General features: G+C 45.6%; 16 protein-coding genes. 2 read left to right on the forward strand and 14 right to left on the reverse strand.

Annotated features, from left to right (window positions below):
* Nucleotides 1-1,439 (forward strand): potassium/proton antiporter (locus tag IQQ51_RS22680; protein ID WP_228013171.1); only part of this gene is annotated, 1,439 nt, incomplete at its 5' end.
* Here IQQ51_RS22680 and IQQ51_RS22685 read toward each other — a convergent pair.
* From IQQ51_RS22685 to aspA, 11 genes are all read right to left on the reverse strand, one after another.
* The gene (locus tag IQQ51_RS22685; protein WP_048605445.1) at nucleotides 1,436-2,065 is read right to left on the reverse strand and encodes a response regulator; all 630 of its coding nucleotides are present in this window, start codon (nucleotides 2,063-2,065) and stop codon (nucleotides 1,436-1,438) included. The two genes, IQQ51_RS22680 and IQQ51_RS22685, sit on opposite strands and share 4 nt — an antisense overlap.
* Nucleotides 2,066-2,276: 211 nt before the next feature.
* Nucleotides 2,277-4,124 (reverse strand): protein-disulfide reductase DsbD, encoded by a 1,848-nt coding sequence (locus IQQ51_RS22690; protein WP_193842199.1) that lies wholly within the window; start codon nucleotides 4,122-4,124, stop codon nucleotides 2,277-2,279.
* 175 nt (nucleotides 4,125-4,299) lie between these two features.
* The gene (locus IQQ51_RS22695) at nucleotides 4,300-4,788 is read right to left on the reverse strand and encodes an arginine repressor (RefSeq protein WP_017063664.1); all 489 of its coding nucleotides are present in this window, start codon (nucleotides 4,786-4,788) and stop codon (nucleotides 4,300-4,302) included.
* Nucleotides 4,789-5,115: 327 nt separating this feature from the next.
* Complete coding sequence (pyrI, locus tag IQQ51_RS22700; RefSeq protein WP_048605441.1) at nucleotides 5,116-5,580, reverse strand: aspartate carbamoyltransferase regulatory subunit; 465 nt, start codon at nucleotides 5,578-5,580, stop codon at nucleotides 5,116-5,118.
* Nucleotides 5,581-5,595: 15 nt separating this feature from the next.
* On the reverse strand, nucleotides 5,596-6,525 hold the full coding sequence (gene pyrB, locus IQQ51_RS22705; RefSeq protein WP_004729720.1) for an aspartate carbamoyltransferase: 930 nt from the start codon (nucleotides 6,523-6,525) through the stop codon (nucleotides 5,596-5,598).
* A gap of 508 nt (nucleotides 6,526-7,033) precedes the next feature.
* The gene (locus IQQ51_RS22710) at nucleotides 7,034-8,044 is read right to left on the reverse strand and encodes an ornithine carbamoyltransferase (RefSeq protein ID WP_017063666.1); all 1,011 of its coding nucleotides are present in this window, start codon (nucleotides 8,042-8,044) and stop codon (nucleotides 7,034-7,036) included.
* A gap of 172 nt (nucleotides 8,045-8,216) precedes the next feature.
* Nucleotides 8,217-9,128 (reverse strand): carbamate kinase, encoded by a 912-nt coding sequence (arcC, locus tag IQQ51_RS22715; protein WP_048612384.1) that lies wholly within the window; start codon nucleotides 9,126-9,128, stop codon nucleotides 8,217-8,219.
* Between the two features lie 73 nt (nucleotides 9,129-9,201).
* The gene (gene arcA, locus IQQ51_RS22720; protein WP_193842200.1) at nucleotides 9,202-10,425 is read right to left on the reverse strand and encodes an arginine deiminase; all 1,224 of its coding nucleotides are present in this window, start codon (nucleotides 10,423-10,425) and stop codon (nucleotides 9,202-9,204) included.
* A gap of 807 nt (nucleotides 10,426-11,232) precedes the next feature.
* A complete protein-coding gene (locus IQQ51_RS22725) occupies nucleotides 11,233-12,681 on the reverse strand; it encodes a YfcC family protein (RefSeq protein WP_052880307.1) in 1,449 nt (482 codons plus the stop codon).
* Between the two features lie 510 nt (nucleotides 12,682-13,191).
* Nucleotides 13,192-14,499, reverse strand: a complete 1,308-nt coding sequence (locus IQQ51_RS22730; protein ID WP_017061168.1) for an anaerobic C4-dicarboxylate transporter — start codon at nucleotides 14,497-14,499, stop codon at nucleotides 13,192-13,194.
* A 180-nt stretch (nucleotides 14,500-14,679) separates the two neighbouring features.
* The gene (gene aspA / locus IQQ51_RS22735; protein WP_193842201.1) at nucleotides 14,680-16,131 is read right to left on the reverse strand and encodes an aspartate ammonia-lyase; all 1,452 of its coding nucleotides are present in this window, start codon (nucleotides 16,129-16,131) and stop codon (nucleotides 14,680-14,682) included.
* Between the two features lie 284 nt (nucleotides 16,132-16,415).
* Between aspA and IQQ51_RS22740 the strand changes: the two genes are divergently transcribed.
* Entirely contained in the window at nucleotides 16,416-16,940 is a 525-nt protein-coding gene (locus IQQ51_RS22740; RefSeq protein WP_012604974.1) for an FxsA family protein, read from the forward strand.
* A gap of 167 nt (nucleotides 16,941-17,107) precedes the next feature.
* Here IQQ51_RS22740 and trmL read toward each other — a convergent pair whose 3' ends face one another.
* The 3 genes from trmL to IQQ51_RS27585 all read right to left on the reverse strand — a co-directional run.
* Nucleotides 17,108-17,587: a tRNA (uridine(34)/cytosine(34)/5-carboxymethylaminomethyluridine(34)-2'-O)-methyltransferase TrmL gene (gene trmL, locus IQQ51_RS22745; RefSeq protein WP_009844716.1), complete on the reverse strand. Its 480-nt coding sequence runs from the start codon at nucleotides 17,585-17,587 to the stop codon at nucleotides 17,108-17,110.
* Between the two features lie 83 nt (nucleotides 17,588-17,670).
* Complete coding sequence (locus tag IQQ51_RS22750) at nucleotides 17,671-18,288, reverse strand: superoxide dismutase (RefSeq protein ID WP_193842202.1); 618 nt, start codon at nucleotides 18,286-18,288, stop codon at nucleotides 17,671-17,673.
* 76 nt (nucleotides 18,289-18,364) lie between these two features.
* Nucleotides 18,365-18,885, reverse strand: a 521-nt coding sequence (locus tag IQQ51_RS27585) for an ATP-binding protein (RefSeq protein WP_228013173.1), incomplete at its 5' end; no start/stop codon positions are given.

Consider the following 18,885-nt stretch of genomic DNA (forward strand, 5'->3'; position numbering starts at 1 on the left):
CTCTCACTGGTTTAATGGCCGCGTGGCTGTTCGATTTGTCATTGATGCAGGGCATCTTGGTTGGCGCGATTGTCGGCTCGACCGATGCGGCTGCGGTATTTTCTCTGTTGAAAGGGCAGAGCCTCAATGAGCGTGTTGGCTCAACCCTAGAAATTGAATCCGGTACCAACGACCCAATGGCGGTGTTCCTGACGGTGACCTTAATTGCGCTGTTGGGCACGCCTGATGCTGAAATGGGGATGAACTTCTTACTGAAAAGCTTTGCGATGCAGTTTGGTATCGGTACCCTTGTCGGCATTGGCGGTGGCTGGCTTCTATGGAGTCTTATCAATCGAGTACAACTGGCTGATGGCCTTTACTCTATTTTGGTGCTCAGTGGCGGTGTGGCGCTGTTTGCGTTCTCTAACATGCTGGGCGGCAGCGGTATCTTATCGATCTACCTTGTAGGCCTGTTCATTGGTAACCGTCCGACGCGCTCTCGACACTCTATTCTTAATGTTCTTGATGGCATGACCTGGCTAAGCCAGATCGTGATGTTCTTGGTGTTGGGTTTATTGGTGACACCATCAACGCTGATGGACATTGCTCTGCCTGCGCTAGCACTGGCCTTCGGTATGATTTTGTTTGCTCGTCCGCTGTCGGTTTGGTTGGGTTTACTGCCATTTCGAAGCTTTACTACCAAGGAGCGCTGGTTTGTTTCTTGGGTAGGTTTGCGTGGTGCAGTACCGATCATCTTAGCGGTATTCCCGATGATGGCTGGCTTGCCTAATGCTCAGCTGTATTTCAATATCGCCTTCTTCGTGGTTATGGTTTCGCTGATTGTTCAAGGCGGTAGCTTGATGAAAGTTGCAAGACTCGCTCAAGTGACTTTACCACCGACGCCAACGCCGATTTCTCGTACTGGTATGGAAATTTATCCGACCAGTGAGTGGGAGATGTTTGTCTACAAATTGAAAGACGAGAAGTGGTGTGTCGGCGAGCCGCTTAAGCGTTTATCTATGCCAGAAGGGACGCGCATTACGGCACTGTTTCGACAAGATGCGATGCTCCACCCATCAGGCAGCACTGTGTTAGAGGCGAACGATATCTTATGCGTGCTTGGCCAAGACAAAGATTTGGACAGCTTAAGTTCGTTGTTCAGTGAGGCGCCACTAGCAGAAGAGGCGGCACGATTCTTTGGTGATTTCTTCTTGGATGTTGAGCTATCAGTTGCGGCAGTGAGTGATTGTTATGGTATTGAACTTGGCTCGGAAGAAGAGCGAGAAATGACGCTAAAACAATTGGTTGCTCAAGAGCTTGGTGCACACTCTGTATTGGGTGATAGCTTCGAGTGGCATGACATCACTTGGGTGGTTGCAGAGATAGATGATCATAAAGTCGTCAGGTTGGGTTTATGTTTACCTAAGACGACTTTAGAAGAGGATATCAGTGAAGCTTAATTGTGGACTTCTTGTAGCAAGATAACCGCTTGAGTACGATTTTTCACATCCAGTTTACGGAAGATGGCCGTCATATGTGCTTTGATGGTCGCTTCCGAAACATTCAATTCATAGGCGATTTGCTTATTAAGCAAGCCGTCAGAAAGCATCCCTAATACCTTGTACTGCTGAGGCGTCAGTGTGGAAATTTTTTCCGCAAGGTCGCTACAAGCTGCATTATTAGTGATAAGCCCCTCAGGGAAGAACGGGTCGCCATTTAGCACTTGATTCAGTGCACTCACCAACTCACGCATATCACTCGACTTAGGAATAAAGCCAAACGCACCGTGGCTCTTCACCTGTGTGACCACACTGGCATCCTCACTGGCAGAGACCACCACTATCGGTAAATCTGGGTATTCAGCGCGTAGTTGAATTAAGCCTGACATGCCATTGGCACCCGGCATTTTCAGGTCGAGCAGTAATAGATCCGGCTCGTCTTCTTTCTTTAGTAGAGTCAGTAAGGCATCGAGAGAATCGGCCTCAAGCAGGTTCGCACCACTGATCGCCATATGAACTGACTGAAACAGGGCGTTGCGAAAGAGAGGGTGGTCATCAGCAATGATGATGGTATAGGTCGAGTCCATGACGTTCATACTTTTAACAATTTAGTTAATATTTATTATCATCCTGATTGAGTATGTGGACAATATCTATGCATTAAAAGTCTGAACCATATCGACTTTTATCCCCGGAATAAGAAATCATTACTCTGAATAGCAAAAAAGCCGCACTGCCATCTCGTTACGGAGGGGCGGTGCGGCTTTCGATTCGGCTATATTTTAGTGAATATTACCGTTATAGCTGGTGGTTTTGCATGTGTTTTAAGAATACATCGGCAGGCATAAAACCGGTTACACGAGCATTTGGAACATGGTTACCTTCGCCATCCCAGAACTCAATCGTCGGTAAGCCAAGTACCTGTAATTGTTTAAGCAGTTCAATGTCTTGAGGCATGTTTCTCGTTACATCCGCTTGTAGCAGTACGAAGTCAGAAAGCTTGTTTTCCACATCAGCTTGATGGAAGGTGTACTTCTCGAACTCTTTACACGCCACACACCAATCGGCGTAGAAATCGAGCATCACAGGCTTACCGAGTTTCTTGGCTTCGATGAGCTGGATTTCGAGCTCTTCAACCGTATTGATGCGTGCAAATTGGATGTGCTGTTCTACCGTTACGCTCTTTTCTGCAAACCAGTAATTTAGCGCAGGTTGAGCTGATGCGAACAGGCCAAGCATCGCGATGATACCCACAGCACTCTGCTTCCAGCCACCAAATGGCAGTGCATTTTTGCTGTGGTAAAGCCAACCAAAGGCGATGAAGCCAAGGCCAGACCAAAGCACGGTTGCCCACAACTCAGGAATGATGCGTTCTAGCAGGAAGATAGGCGCGGCAAGCAAGATAAAGCCGAATACGATCTTCACCTTGTCCATCCAGCTGCCCGCTTTAGGCAATAGCTTATTACCAAACACCGCAACTAAAATCAGCGGGATACCCATACCCATAGCCAACGCGTACAGAGCAATCGCACCAGTAAATAGGTCGCCACTCTGAGCCACATACAACAGCGCACCTGACAATGGCGCCGTGGTACAAGGTGAACACACCAAGCCAGAGATAGCGCCCATCGCGAACACGCCCAAGGTATTGCCACCTTGCTGCTTATTGCTTTGATTGTTGAGCCAAGTTTGGATGCTGCTTGGCAATTGCAGGTTATAAACGCCAAACATCGACATTGCTAACGCCACGAACAGAACACTCAGCGCGATCAGCACGTAAGGGTGTTGCATTGCGGCTTGGAATTGCATGCCTGCTGAAGCAACCACTAAACCTAATAAGGTGTAGGTTAACGCCATGCCTTGCACGTAAATAAAGGACAGCATCAGCGCACGACCTTGGCTGAGCTTGCCACCACCTAAAACGATACCCGTTAGAATCGGATACATAGGCAGTACACACGGTGTAAAGGCTAAACCAACACCGAGTGCTAAGAATAATAGAGGGGTCCACCAACTGTCACCGAGCTTATCGGCTAAGCCTGCTTCTTTTGAAACTGGGGCATTTGGCTGTTGAGTCGTGTTACTTACAACGTCTGCTTTTGGAGACGTTGGTTGCGTAGAAACATCGGTCTCGTTGCTAGCAGAAGATGAAGCTTGTGAGTCACTACCTTGCGAATTAGCAGAACCTGTTGCTGTGAAAGGTTCAATATCGATGACACGAATCTCTGGTGGGTAGCAGAAACCTGCGTCCGCACAGCCTTGATACTTAACGATCAGCTGTGAGCCATCTTGGTAACTCTGCAGAGGAACTTGCACGAATAACGGCTGAGTATAAATGCTCACTTCACCGAAGAATTCATCTTGGTGTGGCTTACCATCTTCTAATTCAACATTACCGATAGCGAGATTTTGCCCGGTGAACGAGAGGCTATGTTGATAGAGGTAGTAGCCCTCTTTTACTTGCCAGTCGAGAAAGACTTTGTCGTCTTGCTGGTAGTAATTGAAAGGGAAAGCTTGGTCTACAGGGACAAAACCATTGTTATTGCCTCCGAAGCTTGGCTCGGCGTTGTCGTTCCCAAATAGCGCCCACGCAGGCTGGGTGAATAGGGAAACACAAACAAAAAGTAATGTGGCAAGTCGTCGCATACTATTTAGTCATCAAAATGGAGTTGAAGGTATCTTAACTCAATCAGACCGTAATAGTTTGCTATTAGTTTCATCGGCAAACAAATATCCCCTAAGGCGGGATAGCGATTTTATTGGGTAATCGAGAGTGGATCTGTAGTTCAACTTGAGTGACTTGCCCTTGCAAAAGAGACATTTAGGCAACACCCAAGCGTGCTTTTACGACTTGTTCGCAAGCATCAATATTCATCGTATCTTTTGGAATAATAAGCACGGTATCATTGCCGCCAACGGTGCCGATAATCTCGGTGTGTGGGTCGATATCAACTAATCTTGCGACTAATTGCGCACAACCTGGATGAGTTTTTACGATGACCATCGCTTGGTTATGAGTGATGAATTCGATTTGCGAAGAGATGGATGCATCGACACGAACCGGTGCACTTTCAACCGTGATGCAGTAAACCTTTTTACCGCACGCATTCTGAATTTTGACAACGCCAAGCTGTGACAAAATACGAGAGACGGTCGATTGGCTGATACCTGTATAGCCAATATCGACGAGTTTCTCTCGCAGTTGATTTTGGGTCGAGAAGCTTTGTTGTTGTAGTAAGCGTTTGCACGCTGCAGTCAGTGTTTTATCTTCAGCTGAATACAAGCAACCGTGCTCAGTGATTGGGTTCATGAACAACTCCTTAAGGTCAACATGTGGTTATCGCTTGTCCATAGCGCCGAGCGTACTCCCAAAGCCGTAGAGTACGATTGTTAAATAGGGCTTACCGATGAATCCCGAAATAAAGAGGGAAGGTATGCGTGATATATGATCGTCTATCCATTGAGTCTACCACTAAAGGATAGTTATCTTTTTGAAGGGGATCACCAAATAAAATTCTAGTTAATTGCTTTTATTTTGGAGTTTTATTCTTTTGTTAAATGGATATTTATTCCAAGTTTGGCATAAATATCCATCGGTATTAGGGTGCTTTGGAGACCGTGATAATGGCGCTAAGGGTTAGCGAATTTCACTCATGATCTCGCGAGAGAATACTTTTTCACAGTAGTGACATTTTAGCTGCACGTTTTCCTGTTTTAGCTGCACTTTAAAGCTGCTTTCGACTGGCTCACCGTGTGAAATACAGTTGCTATTTGGGCAAGAGTAGACACTGTTGATTTGGTCTGGCAGCACTAATGTTAGCTTGTTCACCACCTTGTACTCTTCAATCTGATTGACCGTCGCTTGCGGGGCGTACAGAGCCAATTGGTTGGCTTGTTCCTTAGTCAGAAAGATGTTCTCAATCTTGATCAAATCTTTATGGCCAAGCGCTGACGATGGCAGATTTAATCCCATGGTGATGCGCTGCTCGGTCTTGTGCAATTTAAACAACTTGAGGATTTTGATCCCAAGGTGAGCAGGGATGTGGTCAATGACGCTGCCGTTACGAATGGCTTCTACTTGTAGCTGAGTTTGTTTAACCATGACTGTTTCTCCTGCTTATAAAGTGTCGTTTAGAACTAGGGCTAATAGGGCTTCGCGAGCATACACACCGTTTTCAGCTTGCTCGAAGTAGTAAGCGTGTGGCGTTTTATCTACGTCGGTTGTGATTTCGTCGACACGTGGTAGTGGGTGAAGCACCTTCATGTTTTGGCGAGCGTCTTTCAGGGTATCGGCCGTTAGAATGTAAGCCGATTTCATGTGCGCGTATTCTGACGCATCAAAACGCTCTTTCTGTACGCGAGTCATGTACAGAACATCAAGCTCTGGCACCACTTCTTCAATGCTGCTATGAGTGCTGTATTGGATGCCCATCTCTTCCAGTTCTTCACAGATGTAATCCGGCATCGCTAACACTTCTGGCGCGATAAAGAAGAAACGCACGTTGTTGAATTTTGATAGTGCTTGCGTCAATGAGTGCACGGTGCGGCCATATTTTAGGTCGCCAACGAATGCCACATTGAGGTTGTCGAGCGTGCCTTGCGTTTCGTAAATCGAGAACAGATCCAACAAGGTTTGCGTTGGGTGCTGATTGGCACCGTCGCCACCATTCACAATTGGCACACCGTTAGAGAACTCAGAGGCTAAACGTGCTGCGCCTTCTTGTGGGTGACGCATCACAAAGGCGTCAACGTAAGACGAGATAACCTGCACCGAATCGGCAAGTGTTTCGCCTTTTTTCGCCAGCGATGTGTTACCGCCATTATCAAAACCGATGACCGTGCCACCTAGGCGTTGAACTGCGGTTTCAAATGAAAGGCGAGTTCGAGTTGACGGCTCAAAGAAGCAGCTCGCCACCACCTTATTTTTCAGCAGCTCTGGATTTGGCTCTGCTTTGAGTCTTGCGGCAGTATCGACGATAAGCTCCAGTTCATCACGAGAGAGTTCTGGAATGGAGATGATGTGCTTGTTAAATAACGAATGCGCCATAACGGGTCTTCCTTTTTCTATGCATACAGTCAAATTGCGGACAAAAAAAAGCCCCCTAAAAATAGGAGGCTTCGAAACGATCAATAGAGCAAAATAAAAATGACACCAACGCCACTCTTTGGCGTGTAGTTTGACAATTATGTGCGACAGAATTGCGGTTCATTTTTTGCTCTCTTTAGACAAATTGCGGAGGATTATACTTAGATAAAAAGGCCATGCAATACTTTCTGTAAAGTATTCATTTAATGGATTTTTATGCGAAATAGTATCCATTTCTAGCTTCTATTTAAGCCTTTGTTGGAACTGAGAATCTCAGGCTTTCTCAGGTAATAATCTTTTCTAGTACGTGAAAAAAAATGCGGGTTTTATCCAAGGTCAAAATCCCAAGAACGCCACCCGCATTTCCCTGTTATTGCACTTAGCTTGTCAATTTATTGCGAACAAGTGCGTGCTTAACTTCTTAACTTCTTAACTTCTTAATTTCTTAACTTCGTAATTTTTTAATTTATTAGCTGCCTAGTGTCGCAACCATTACTGCTTTGATGGTGTGCATGCGGTTTTCTGCTTCATCGAACACGATTGAGTATTCAGACTCGACCACTTCATCCGTTACTTCTACGCCATCTTTAAGCTGCGGATATTCAGCAGCAAGTTGTTTGCCGACTGTTGTATCTTCGCCGTGGAAAGCCGGTAGGCAGTGCATGAATTTCACATGTGGGTTGCCTGTTGCTTTGATCATTTCCATGTTCACTTGGTAAGGCATCATTAGGTTGATACGCTCAGCCCATGCTTCTTTTGCTTCGCCCATAGATACCCAAACGTCGGTGTATAGGAAGTCACAACCTTGCACGCCTTCTTGAACATCTTCTGTTAGCGTGATTTTGCCGCCAGTGTGTTCTGCGATTTCACGACATTGAGCCAGTAGCTCTTCTTGTGGCCAGAACTGTTTTGGAGCAACAAGGCGAATGTCCATACCCATTTTCGCAGCGCCAACCATTAGAGAGTTACCCATGTTGTTGCGAGCATCACCTAGGTAAGCAAAGCTGATTTCATGCAGTTGTTTACCACGGCCGTATTCCGTCATGGTTAGGAAGTCAGCTAGGATTTGTGTTGGGTGGAATTCGTCAGTCAGACCATTCCATACTGGAACTCCAGCGTAAGCGCCGAGCTCTTCAACGATTTCTTGACCGAAGCCGCGGTATTCAATGCCATCGTACATACGGCCTAGAACGCGAGCGGTATCTTTCATTGATTCTTTGTGGCCAATTTGAGAGCCAGATGGGCCTAAGTAAGACACTCGAGCGCCTTGGTCGAATGCGGCAACTTCAAATGCGCAGCGAGTACGAGTGGAGGTTTTCTCAAAGATAAGCGCAATGTTTTTGCCAGTCAGTGTTGGCTGTTCGTAACCGTTGTACTTCGCTTTTTTTAGCTCCATAGAAAGATCTAACAAGTGTTGAATTTCGCGTGGAGTGAAATCTAGTAGTTTTAGGAAGTTACGATTGCGTAGGTTAAAAGCCATGATGTATTCCTTCTTAGATTTAGGCGCTTTCTTGTTACAGGGAAAGAAAATTCAAGAAAGCGCGATTCAATTTTTAAGTTAAATTTGTTCGGTTCTGTTTGTTTCGTTTAATTCTGTGTTTTACCCGGTTTAAAAGCTCTCAAGGTTTAAGCTTATAAAGCTTGTTAGTGCGTTAACCTCTGGTGATATTGGTGCCCGCTTGGCCTTGCAGGATTTGCAAACCATCTTCGAGTGCGCCGATACCTACAACCTTGCCGCCTTGCTGAATGAATTCGCACGACGCTTCAATTTTTGGCCCCATTGAGCCTGCATCAAATTCGAATTGCGCCAGTTCACTTGGTGTGGTGCTGCGTAGTGCGTGTTGAGTCGGTTTGCCCCAATCAAGATAAACAGCGTCCGCGTCGGTCAGAATAAGCAGCGCATCCGCATCCAGTTGTTTCGCCAAGAAAGCCGCTGACATGTCTTTGTCGATAACCGCTTCAACACCGACTAATTTGCCGTTCTCTTTTTTCACTGGGATGCCACCGCCGCCAGTACAAATTACGAGGTGGCCTGCATCGATAAGTTGGGTGATCGCTTCGTGTTCAACAATGCCAGTAGGGCGTGGGCTTGGCACAACGCGACGGAAGTGTTGGCCGTCTGGTTTGACGATCCAGTGGAATTTCTCCGCCAACTCACGCGCTTCTGCTTCTTCGTAGATCGGGCCAATCGGCTTGGTTGGATCTGCGAATGCAGGATCGTTTGGATCAACCGTCATTTGCGTCAACATGCACGAGATGTTGCGGTTAGGCAGATAGTTCTTGAACTCTTGCATCAGCATGTAGCCGATCATGCCTTGAGTCTCACTGCCCAACACATCTAGCGGGTATGGATTTACTTTTTTGTATTCCAAACCCTGCAGAGCCAGTAAACCAACTTGTGGGCCATTACCGTGTACTAGAACCACGTTGTACACTTTCGCGATTTCAGAGATGGTTTTAACCGCTGTTTCAATATTACGGCGTTGAACATCGGCTTCTAACGGCTCACCGCGACGAAGTAGGGCGTTACCGCCGAGTGCAACAACAACAGTTTGCTTAGTCATAATTGTGTTCTCTCATTTTGGCCAAGCTGAGATTATTTAAGATCGTTCAACTTGGCCGTTTTCGTCTTAGTGATTAGATACCATCACGCTCAATTGGGCAGCTCATGCAGCGTGCGCCACCGCGACCGCGGCCAAGTTCATCACCAGGGATAGGAAGAACAGTGATGCCTGCTTTGTCGTATTTTTCATTGGTGTAGGTGTTGCCTTCGTAGCCAATCACAACGCCAGGTTTAACCGTTAGAACATTGTTTGCATCGTTCCACTGCTCACGCTCTGCATGGAAGTTGTCACCACCGGTTGTGATTAGGTTTAGCTTGTCTACGCCAAGTGCTTTTTCGATAGCTGTTACGAAGTAGCCCTCTTCTTTCACTTTCACTGCGCCAGACTCATCGCCAGTTAGGTTCCAGCACTGCACGTCTTTACTCACCACTTCAGGGTAAACAGAGAACGTATCTTCGTTCATGTGCGTCATCACGGTGTCTAGGTGCATGCAAGAGCGGTGTTTTGGTAGCTGCATTGCGATAACTTGTTTCGCTTGACCGTGTTTGAATAGGCTAGATGCTAAGTGCTCAACACCTTGTGCTGTTGTACGCTCAGACATACCGATAAGAACCGTGCCACGACCGATTACAAGAACGTCACCGCCTTCAATGGTTGAGTTGTCGTAGCTGATGTTTTCTTCATCGCCGAAGTATTTAATGAAGTCTTGGCCAGCGAATGTCGGGTGCCAGCGGTAAATAGCGCGAACGTGGTTGGTTTCACGTTGACGAGCAGGTTTTGCCATCGGGTTGATGGATACACCACCGTATACCCAGCAAGATGTGTCACGAGTAAATAGGTGGTTTGGTAGCGGTTCGATAATGAAGTCGGTTGGTGCGTGCATGCCTTGCATCATTGAAGATGATTTCATTGGCATCTCAGCGTAAGACAGACCGCCCGTTAGGATTTTTGCTAGCTCTAGGTTTGGTAAGTCGCCCAAGTAGCAACGCACGTCGTTAGCAAAAGTTTTGCCTAAGCGGTAATCAGAAACTTGATGATTCAAAAGCCAATCTTTCGCTTCTGACACTGCTAGCGTGTCTGCTAGTAGGTCAGTAAGAAGAAGAACTTCAACACCTTGATCACGTAGCGTTTGAGTAAATGCGTCATGCTCTTTACCTGCACGCTCAACAGCCAGTACGTCATCAAATAGTAAATCGTGACAGTTAGAGGGTGTTAGGTGAGTCAGTGCGCGTCTTGGACGGTGAACTAGAACGCGGCGTAATTGACCTATTTCAGAACCTACATAGAACTTACTCATGATCGTCTCTCTCTTATATATTTGAATTACTTTTATCGCTAAGAGTAATTATTTATTTTCAGTTGAGAAGAATGAATTATTTTATTCATATCTCTTGTCTGGAATTAATATTACGCCTGCTAGTCAGGTATTCTTAGAGATCTATCACAAATCGTTTTTTATCCCGCAGCCCTTTAAAATTAAGGGTTTTAACAAACTTTATGCACTTTCAGTCATGACTAATACATTCTAAATAGTTAGCGGTTAGGGAACTTTATGCACGCTTTTTTGACGAAACTTACTAGAATCTAATTTACGAGGGATTATATGCAGAATAGTTTTATTGATAAGAGTGTACTTAGCTTGGAAGTATGCAGTGTTTTTATTTAGATATTTAATTTTGGATGTGGAATTAATTATTTATTAACAAAGTAAATGCGAATAAAGCTGTTGTGATCACATTTTAAAATCGGCTGTTTAAGTGTGTTTTTTGATAAAAAAGGGCATTAAACCTCGTCTATTTATTAGGCTATAAATTACTTTAAATATAATTAACGCTAATAAGTGACTAACTATTTGTTTAAACATCACGGTTGAAAATAGAGTGTTATTTCATCAAGAAAATTGGATATTTAAAAGTAGGGTTGATTCTTCTATTGCGAGTGCTTTGGGTTTGGCTGAGCTTTACTACGAACAGAAGATACCTTGAATATCGCGTGTATGGCTTTGAGGAGCTGTTTCAGTAGCAGAGGGTTCATTGGGAGAGGCTGCAATAAAAAAGCCGCTGTGAGAAGCGGCTTTGGATGAGAAAGGAGTAAGTGCTGGTAGTTAGATAAGCGCACCAATGCTCAGTACAACAATGCAGAACACCATCAAGATACCGACTAGTGGCATCACCCATTTAACCCAGCGTACATAAGGGACGCGAGCAATCGCCAAGCCACCCATCACAACCGCAGAGGTTGGCGTAATTAGGTTCACCAAGCCAGATGCTGATTGGTACGCGGTGATAACCAAGTCACGACCTACGCCAGCAAAATCAGCCAGTGGTGCCATGATTGGCATAGTAAGTACCGCTAAGCCAGAGGTCGATGGCACTAAGAATGACAGTAGAATCTCTAAGAAGAACATCACGTTAATGAAGATAACTGAAGAAAGCCCCGTTACCATCTGTTCTGCAGAGAAGAGAATGGTATCGGTGATCATACCGCGGTCCATCACCACCACAATACCACGTGCAATACCTATGATGAGCGCAACGCCAAGTAGGTCGCGGGCACCATCAATGAAGCTGGTGGTAAACTCTTCTTCGCTCATGCGAGCCACAATACCAACGATGATGGTTGCTGCTAGGAACATCGCTGAGATCTCAGCCATCCACCACCCTGCAACGGATACACCGTAAATCATCACAGCGAACGAGCCACCAAAAATGGTCAGAATCAGTTTGCGAGTCGCGGTGAATTCAAGTTTCTCGCCGCTCGCATTACCTAAGAAGTGCGCTTTGTTCTCTTCGTATTTGTCGTAGACAATTGATGTTGTTGGGTCGGCTTGAACCATTCTTGCGTAGCGCATTACGTAGGCAACACAAATCCCCCAACCAATAATCAACATCGCAATACGCAACACGATACCGTCTGTAAATGGAATACCAGAAGCATTGGCAGCGATCACGGTTGCGAATGGGTTAATCGTCGAACCCAGCACCCCAATACCTGCACCAAGCAGTACGGTCGCAGCGGCAACAAGAGGGTCAAAGCGAGCTGCCATCATTACCGGCACTAGCAATGTATAGAAGGGCAGTGATTCTTCCGCCATGCCGTAGACGGTACCACCTGCGGCAAACAGCGCCATCAGTATTGGTATCATTAACTCTTCTCGTCCTTCTAAGCGGGCGGTGACGCGCTCGATACCGGCATCAATGGCACCCGTTTTGGTTACTAGCCCTAAGAAGCCACCGATGATTAAGATGAACAGCGAAACGTCGATAGCCGCCGCTTCATAGCTATTGTGGTCGTAGAAGCCGTCAATAGGCGCTAGCAGTACATCAATCACGCCTTGAGGGTTACCTTCTACCGCTTGATAGGTTCCGGTTACGGGTACTTCTCGGCCTAGCTCTTCATTCATTGCACGGTCGTATTGGCCTGCTGGAACAATCCAGGTAAGCAGTGCGACGAACGCAATCAGAATAAATAGAATGGTGTAGGCAGAAGGGAATTTAAAGTTGGCAAAGAAGCCGCCCTTTTTTTTCTCGCTTGGTATCGTTTGAGCTGTCATGGCTATCTCCTTACATCATCTTAAATAGAAGTGATGTGAATTAGCGACTAATGATTTATAGATTGTAAATACACAGACACTTATAAAGCACTCAACGATATAAAGTTGCTGACTTTAAATTAAGTTTGTTTTTATATTTACTAATCCAAATGAAGTTAGATTTAATTTAGCTGCGGTTATTTTATTCCTTACTTTGGTATTTAAGTTTGGTGCTGTTCACAAAAATAATGGCTAATGAACGGGCTGAAAAATGGCAGAAGATCGTCTAGGTTTTTTGGTTAGTTAGCTTGGATTAATATTCGTTGTGGATTAACTGGAAGTGGGAGGAGATTGATTTGGTAGGTGTTGTTTATGAACGGTCTGAATAATCTTGGAATTTTATTCAAACTTTATTTTTAGGCGTTTTTTAAAGTTTATAATGGTTATTTGATGCGTATCAAATAACACATTGAGTAGAAAACAAAAAAGGAAGCCGAAGCTTCCTTTTTAATGTTCAATCACCAGCGAATGTTAGATAAACAGACCGCCGAATGCGAAGCCTAGTGCTACCGCAGTACTGATTGTTACCACACCTGGAATGAAGAATGGGTGGTTGAATACGTAGTTACCGATACGCGTTGAGCCTGTGTCATCCATCTCAACCGCTGCTAGTAGCGTAGGGTAAGTTGGAAGTACGAACAGCGCACTTACCGCAGCAAAAGAAGCAACGGCTGTTAGTGGTGCTACGCCAATCGCTAGTGCTGCAGGCATCAGTGCAACCGTTGTTGCACCTTGAGAGTAAAGCAGCATAGAAGCGAAGAACAGAACAAGAGCCAGCATCCAAGGGTAGTCAGCAAGTAGAGCACCAGCAACGTCTTTGATTTCAGCAACGTGTGCGTTTACAAACGTTGAACCTAACCAAGCTACACCAAGTACACATACACACGCCGTCATACCAGAGCGGAATGTTGGTGCTGAAGAAATCTTAGCTGCGTCAATCTTAGTGAACATCACGATAGCCGCTGCTGCTGCTAGCATCACAGACATGATTGCTTCGTTACGACCTAGTGCTGGGTTTTCAATTAGGCCAACAGAGCTAGAAATAGCCGCTGCGTAACAAACCACGAAACCAATCGCTGCTAGGAAGATGTACGTTGCTTTCTTCGCCGTTGGCAGAATTTCGCGTTTCTCTTCTGTCGCCAGTTTGATTAGACCTTTCTCTAAACGCTCTTGGTAAACAGGATCGTCTTTCAGTTCGCTACCCATGTAGTTAGCAACAACTGCACCAACCATACAAGCGATGAAGGTTGTTGGGATACAAACCATCAATAGCGTTAGGTAATCAACACCAAATGGTGCCAACATTGCTGCGAAAGCCACAACTGCAGCCGAGATTGGCGAAGCTGTGATAGCAATTTGAGAAGCGACAACTGCGATAGACAGTGGACGAGAAGGACGAACGCCTTGGCCTTTCGCTACTTCTGCAATAACAGGAAGCGTAGAGAATGCTGTGTGACCAGTACCCGCCATTAATGTCATTACAAAGGTTACAATCGGCGCGTAAAAGGTGATGCGTTCAGGGTGTTTACGCAAAAAGTTTTCGGCAATTTGTACCAACCAGTCCATACCGCCAGCAACTTGCATTGCAGCAATTGCGGTGATAACTGACATGATGATCAAGATTACGTCGATCGGGATGAAAGATTGGCTTGTTGGAACGCCAAGAATAAGTGAAAGGGCAATAACACCAGCACCACCGGCAAAACCAATACCGATACCGCCAATTCTGGCCCCCAAAAAGATAAAGAGCAGGACGACAAACAGTTCTACTGCAATCATAAGTAACACCTCATTTAGATTTTATTATGTGAACATTCGCCGCTGGAATGTTCACATAATAGTTCTATGGTTTAGATTCAATTTGGCAAAAGCGCAACCAATGGAAATCCACAAAATAATCATGGTTAACCGTATTGGAGCCTAAAAAAGGGCTCCGTTTGGAGCCCTTTCTCGCTAACTTTATTCGTAGCGCTTCGCTTTATACTGAGGATGCATCAAATTTTCAACAGAGAAAATGTCATCAAGTTCTTCTTCGGTTAATAAACCGCGCTCTAGAACCACATCACGAACGCTCTTACCTGTCTCAGCACAGATCTTACCAACAATGTCACCCTCGTGGTGGCCAATGTATGGGTTTAGGTAAGTGACGATACCGATAGAGTTAAATACGTGTGATTCACATACTTCTTTGTTCACCGTAATGCCGTCTACACACTTGTCGCGTAGGTTCACACAAGCGTTTGTTAGGATGTCTAGAGACTCAAACATGCTTTGTGCAATAACGGGTTCCATTACGTTCAGTTGCAGTTGACCACCTTCCGCAGCGAAAGAAACCGTGTTGTCGTTACCTAGAACTTTAAAGCAAACTTGGTTTACTACTTCTGGCACAACTGGGTTTACTTTAGCAGGCATGATTGAAGAACCGGCTTGCAGTTCAGGTAGGTTTAGCTCGTTCAGACCAGTACGAGGGCCAGAAGAAAGCAGACGCAAATCGTTACAAATTTTAGACAGTTTCACAGCTAGACGCTTAAGTGCGCCGTGCGTCATTACGTATGCGCCACAGTCAGATGTTGCTTCGATTAAATCTTCAGCCGCTACACACTCTAGGCCAGTTACTTCTGCTAGGTGTTTCACTGCTAGGCCTTGGTAACCCGGTGCTGCGTTCAGACCTGTACCGATAGCCGTTGCGCCTAGGTTTACTTCAAGCAGTAGTTTTGAAGTGTATTCTAGGTTTTTGATTTCTTCATTGATGGTTACAGCCCAAGCGTGGAACTCTTGGCCAACCGTCATTGGAACTGCGTCTTGAAGCTGAGTACGACCCATCTTCAAAATCGTGTTGAATTCTTGGCTCTTAAGCTCGAATGCACCTTTTAGGTATTCGATCGCATCAATCAGTTTACGAACGCTGTTGTAAACAGAGATACGGAAGCCAGTTGGGTAAGCACAGTTTGTAGATTGGCTGCGGTTTACGTGGTCATTCGGGTTGATGAACTCGTATTGGCCTTTTTCTTTGCCCATAAGTTCAAGAGCCATGTTCGCAACAACTTCGTTTGCGTTCATGTTTACAGAAGTACCAGCACCACCTTGGAAAACGTCCGATGGGAACTGATCCATGCACTTACCCGTGTCTAGAATTAGGTCACAAGCTTGGATGATGTATTTAGCCACTTCACTTGGAATTACACCTAACTCTTTGTTTGCTAAAGCCGCCGCTTTCTTAGTCATCACCATACCGCGAACGAATTCAGGTACATCTGAGATCGTTACATTTGAGATGTTGAAGTTTTCAACTGCGCGTAGAGTGTGGATGCCGTAGTAAGCATCAGCCGGAACATGACGTTGACCTAATAGATCTTCTTCGAGACGAGTAGCTTGAGGAGCTTCAACTTGAGCTTCTGATTGAGTAGCCATAACAGGATCCTTAGAGAATTATTCTGATTATATAGTTAGTTATTAGCCTATTCTGTGTGCAAATACTCCGTTCGCTAGAATATTGGGCTGATAAATCCGTCCTGACTTATGTGGCACATGATACTGTACTTAGCGCATAAAAATATTAAGTGGATCACCTTTTTCGGTTTTGTTTAGTCAATATTTTGCAAAGTTATTCTTGGTCAATAAACACGCTTATTTACAGGATAAATTTGAGATTGTTAGGGCTTTCAGCGTAAACTGCAAGTAACAAAGGAGGGCGTGTGTTTCCTATCTTATTATTACTATTTATCTTCGTACCCATCATTGAGATTGGGCTATTTATTCAAGTTGGTGGCTTCTTAGGATTGTGGCCAACTATTGCGTTGGTTTTGATCACTGCATTTGTGGGTGCATCGTTGGTTCGTAGCCAAGGCATTCAGACACTTATGTCTGTGCAAGGTCGCTTGCAACAAGGCGAAATGCCAGCGCAACAGATTCTTGAAGGCGTGATGCTTGCGGTTGCCGGTGTATTGCTGCTGACTCCGGGCTTTATGACGGACGCACTCGGTATGTTGGTACTGCTGCCAGCACCAAGAGCGATGATTGCCAAGAAAATGATGGAAAAAATGGTGGTGACCAATATGTCTGGCGGTTTCCATGCGGGTGGACAAGCTGGTTTTGGCCAGAGCCCATTTGGACAAGACCCATTCAATCGCGATCCATCTGACCAATCAAAAGACGGCAACACCTTTGAAGGTGAGTTTGAGAAGAAAGACGACGACAACGATCGTAACCGCTTAAACTAATTAATTTTTCTCTCTTTATACAGAGGAAAAACAGAAAAGGCTCTTACCTTTATCCTTCGCAAGAAAGTGATAATGGTAAGAGCCTTTTTTATTGTCTGTCGTCTGCTGTTACTTACTTTTTACTGTTGATAACAGATAACAGATAACAGATAAGCTTGAGTGTTCGGTTATACCGCGCCTTCAAAACCCATTTGTCGCCATGCTTCAAAAGCAATGATTGCCACTGCGTTAGACAGGTTCAGGCTGCGTGCGTCTGGCATCATTGGAATACGAATGCGTTGTTCCATTGGCATGCTTTCGATGAACTCTGCAGGCAGACCGCGTGTTTCTGGGCCAAACATCAACACATCACCTTGTTGGAATTTCGCATCAACGTGGTGGCCTGTCGTTTTAGTGGTGCAAGCAAAGATGCGGAAATCACCCTCGCGTTCATTCTCTAGATACTCAAGGAAGGCTTCTAGGTTCTTGTGACGCTTTACTCGTGCAAGGTCGTGGTAATCCAAGCCAGCACGACGAACCTTCTTCTCTTCAAAATCAAAGCCAAGCGGTTCGATAAGATGCAGGTTTGCGCCGCAGTTAGCACATAGGCGGATGATGTTACCCGTATTGGGTGCAATTTCTGGTTCGTATAGAGCGATATCAAACATGTTGGTTCACAAGAATAATCAAAGATAGCCCGAGTATACGGTGGCAAGCTGAGTGAGTACAGTTCGCCACCGTCACCATTCGCTTAAGCTTGGTTCGCTAGTGCTTGCGCGTAGTTTTCAGATACGGCATTCCAATTCACCACGTTCCACCATGCATTGATGTAGTCAGGGCGACGGTTTTGGTAGCTGATGTAGTAGGCGTGCTCCCAAACGTCGAGCGCAAGAATCGGTTCGCCATCACTGGCTACGGTATCCATCCACGGGTTGTCTTGGTTCGAGGTTGAGACGATTTTCAGTTGTCCTTGCTCTACCACTAGCCAAGCAAAGCCAGAGCCAAAGGTATTGATCGCCGCTTGAGCGAACTGATCTTGGAAGGTCTCGAAATCTCCGAAGGAATTCTTGATAGCCTCACCAAGCTCGCCCGTGGGTTCGCCACCGCCGTCTTGCGACATGCAGTTCCAATACAAGATGTGATTGTAGTAGCCGCCGCCATTGTTACGCACGGCCGGGCTGTGCTGAGAAATGTTAGCGAAGATCTCGGTCAGAGATTGCTGTTCTAGCTCGCTGCCAGAAACCGCCGCAACAAACTTATCGTAGTAGGTTCTATGGTGCTTGCTGTAATGCACTTCCATCGTTTTAGCATCAATGTAAGGTTCTAGGGCATCGTAAGCGTAGGGTAAAGCAGGGAAAGTGTGCGACATGGTAAATCCTCCTTAATTAGAGGATTTACCATAATGATAATAACAATCATTATCAACTGCGATCTTTGTGGGGGTATTACACAGGTAAGATAGGCAGGGTGATTTCGAGTTGTAATCCACCGAGCTGGCTGCGGGTCGCCGTGATGGTTCCGCTGTGTTGGCGAATCGCACTTTCAGTAATGGTTAATCCAAGACCTGTGCCGCCGGTATTACGATCACGGGCAGTGGAAACGCGATAGAAAGGTCTGAAGATAGAATCCAATTCATCATCAGGTACACCATCGCCATTATCGTTCACACAAATCGTCAGCTGATCTTGTACAACATGGAACTGTACATCGACTTGGTCTTTACCGTAGTAGATCGCATTGCGTGTAATGTTGTCTAACGCGCTCATCAACAGCTTAGGGTTGCCCGAAATAGAGCGTTCTGGGATCTCCGAGAACGTCAGTTGTTTGCCCATCTGTTCGGCTTCAAACTCTGCGTCTTTTAAGATCTCTTCCCATAGGCTCGAGATAGGCTGAACCTCACGAGTGATATGGCTGTCGACCTGCATACGAGATAGCGTCAGCAGCTCACTGATCATCTGTTCCAAAC

Source organism: Vibrio sp. OPT18, assembly GCF_015163615.1.
Taxonomy (GTDB): Bacteria; Pseudomonadota; Gammaproteobacteria; order Enterobacterales; family Vibrionaceae; genus Vibrio; species Vibrio coralliirubri.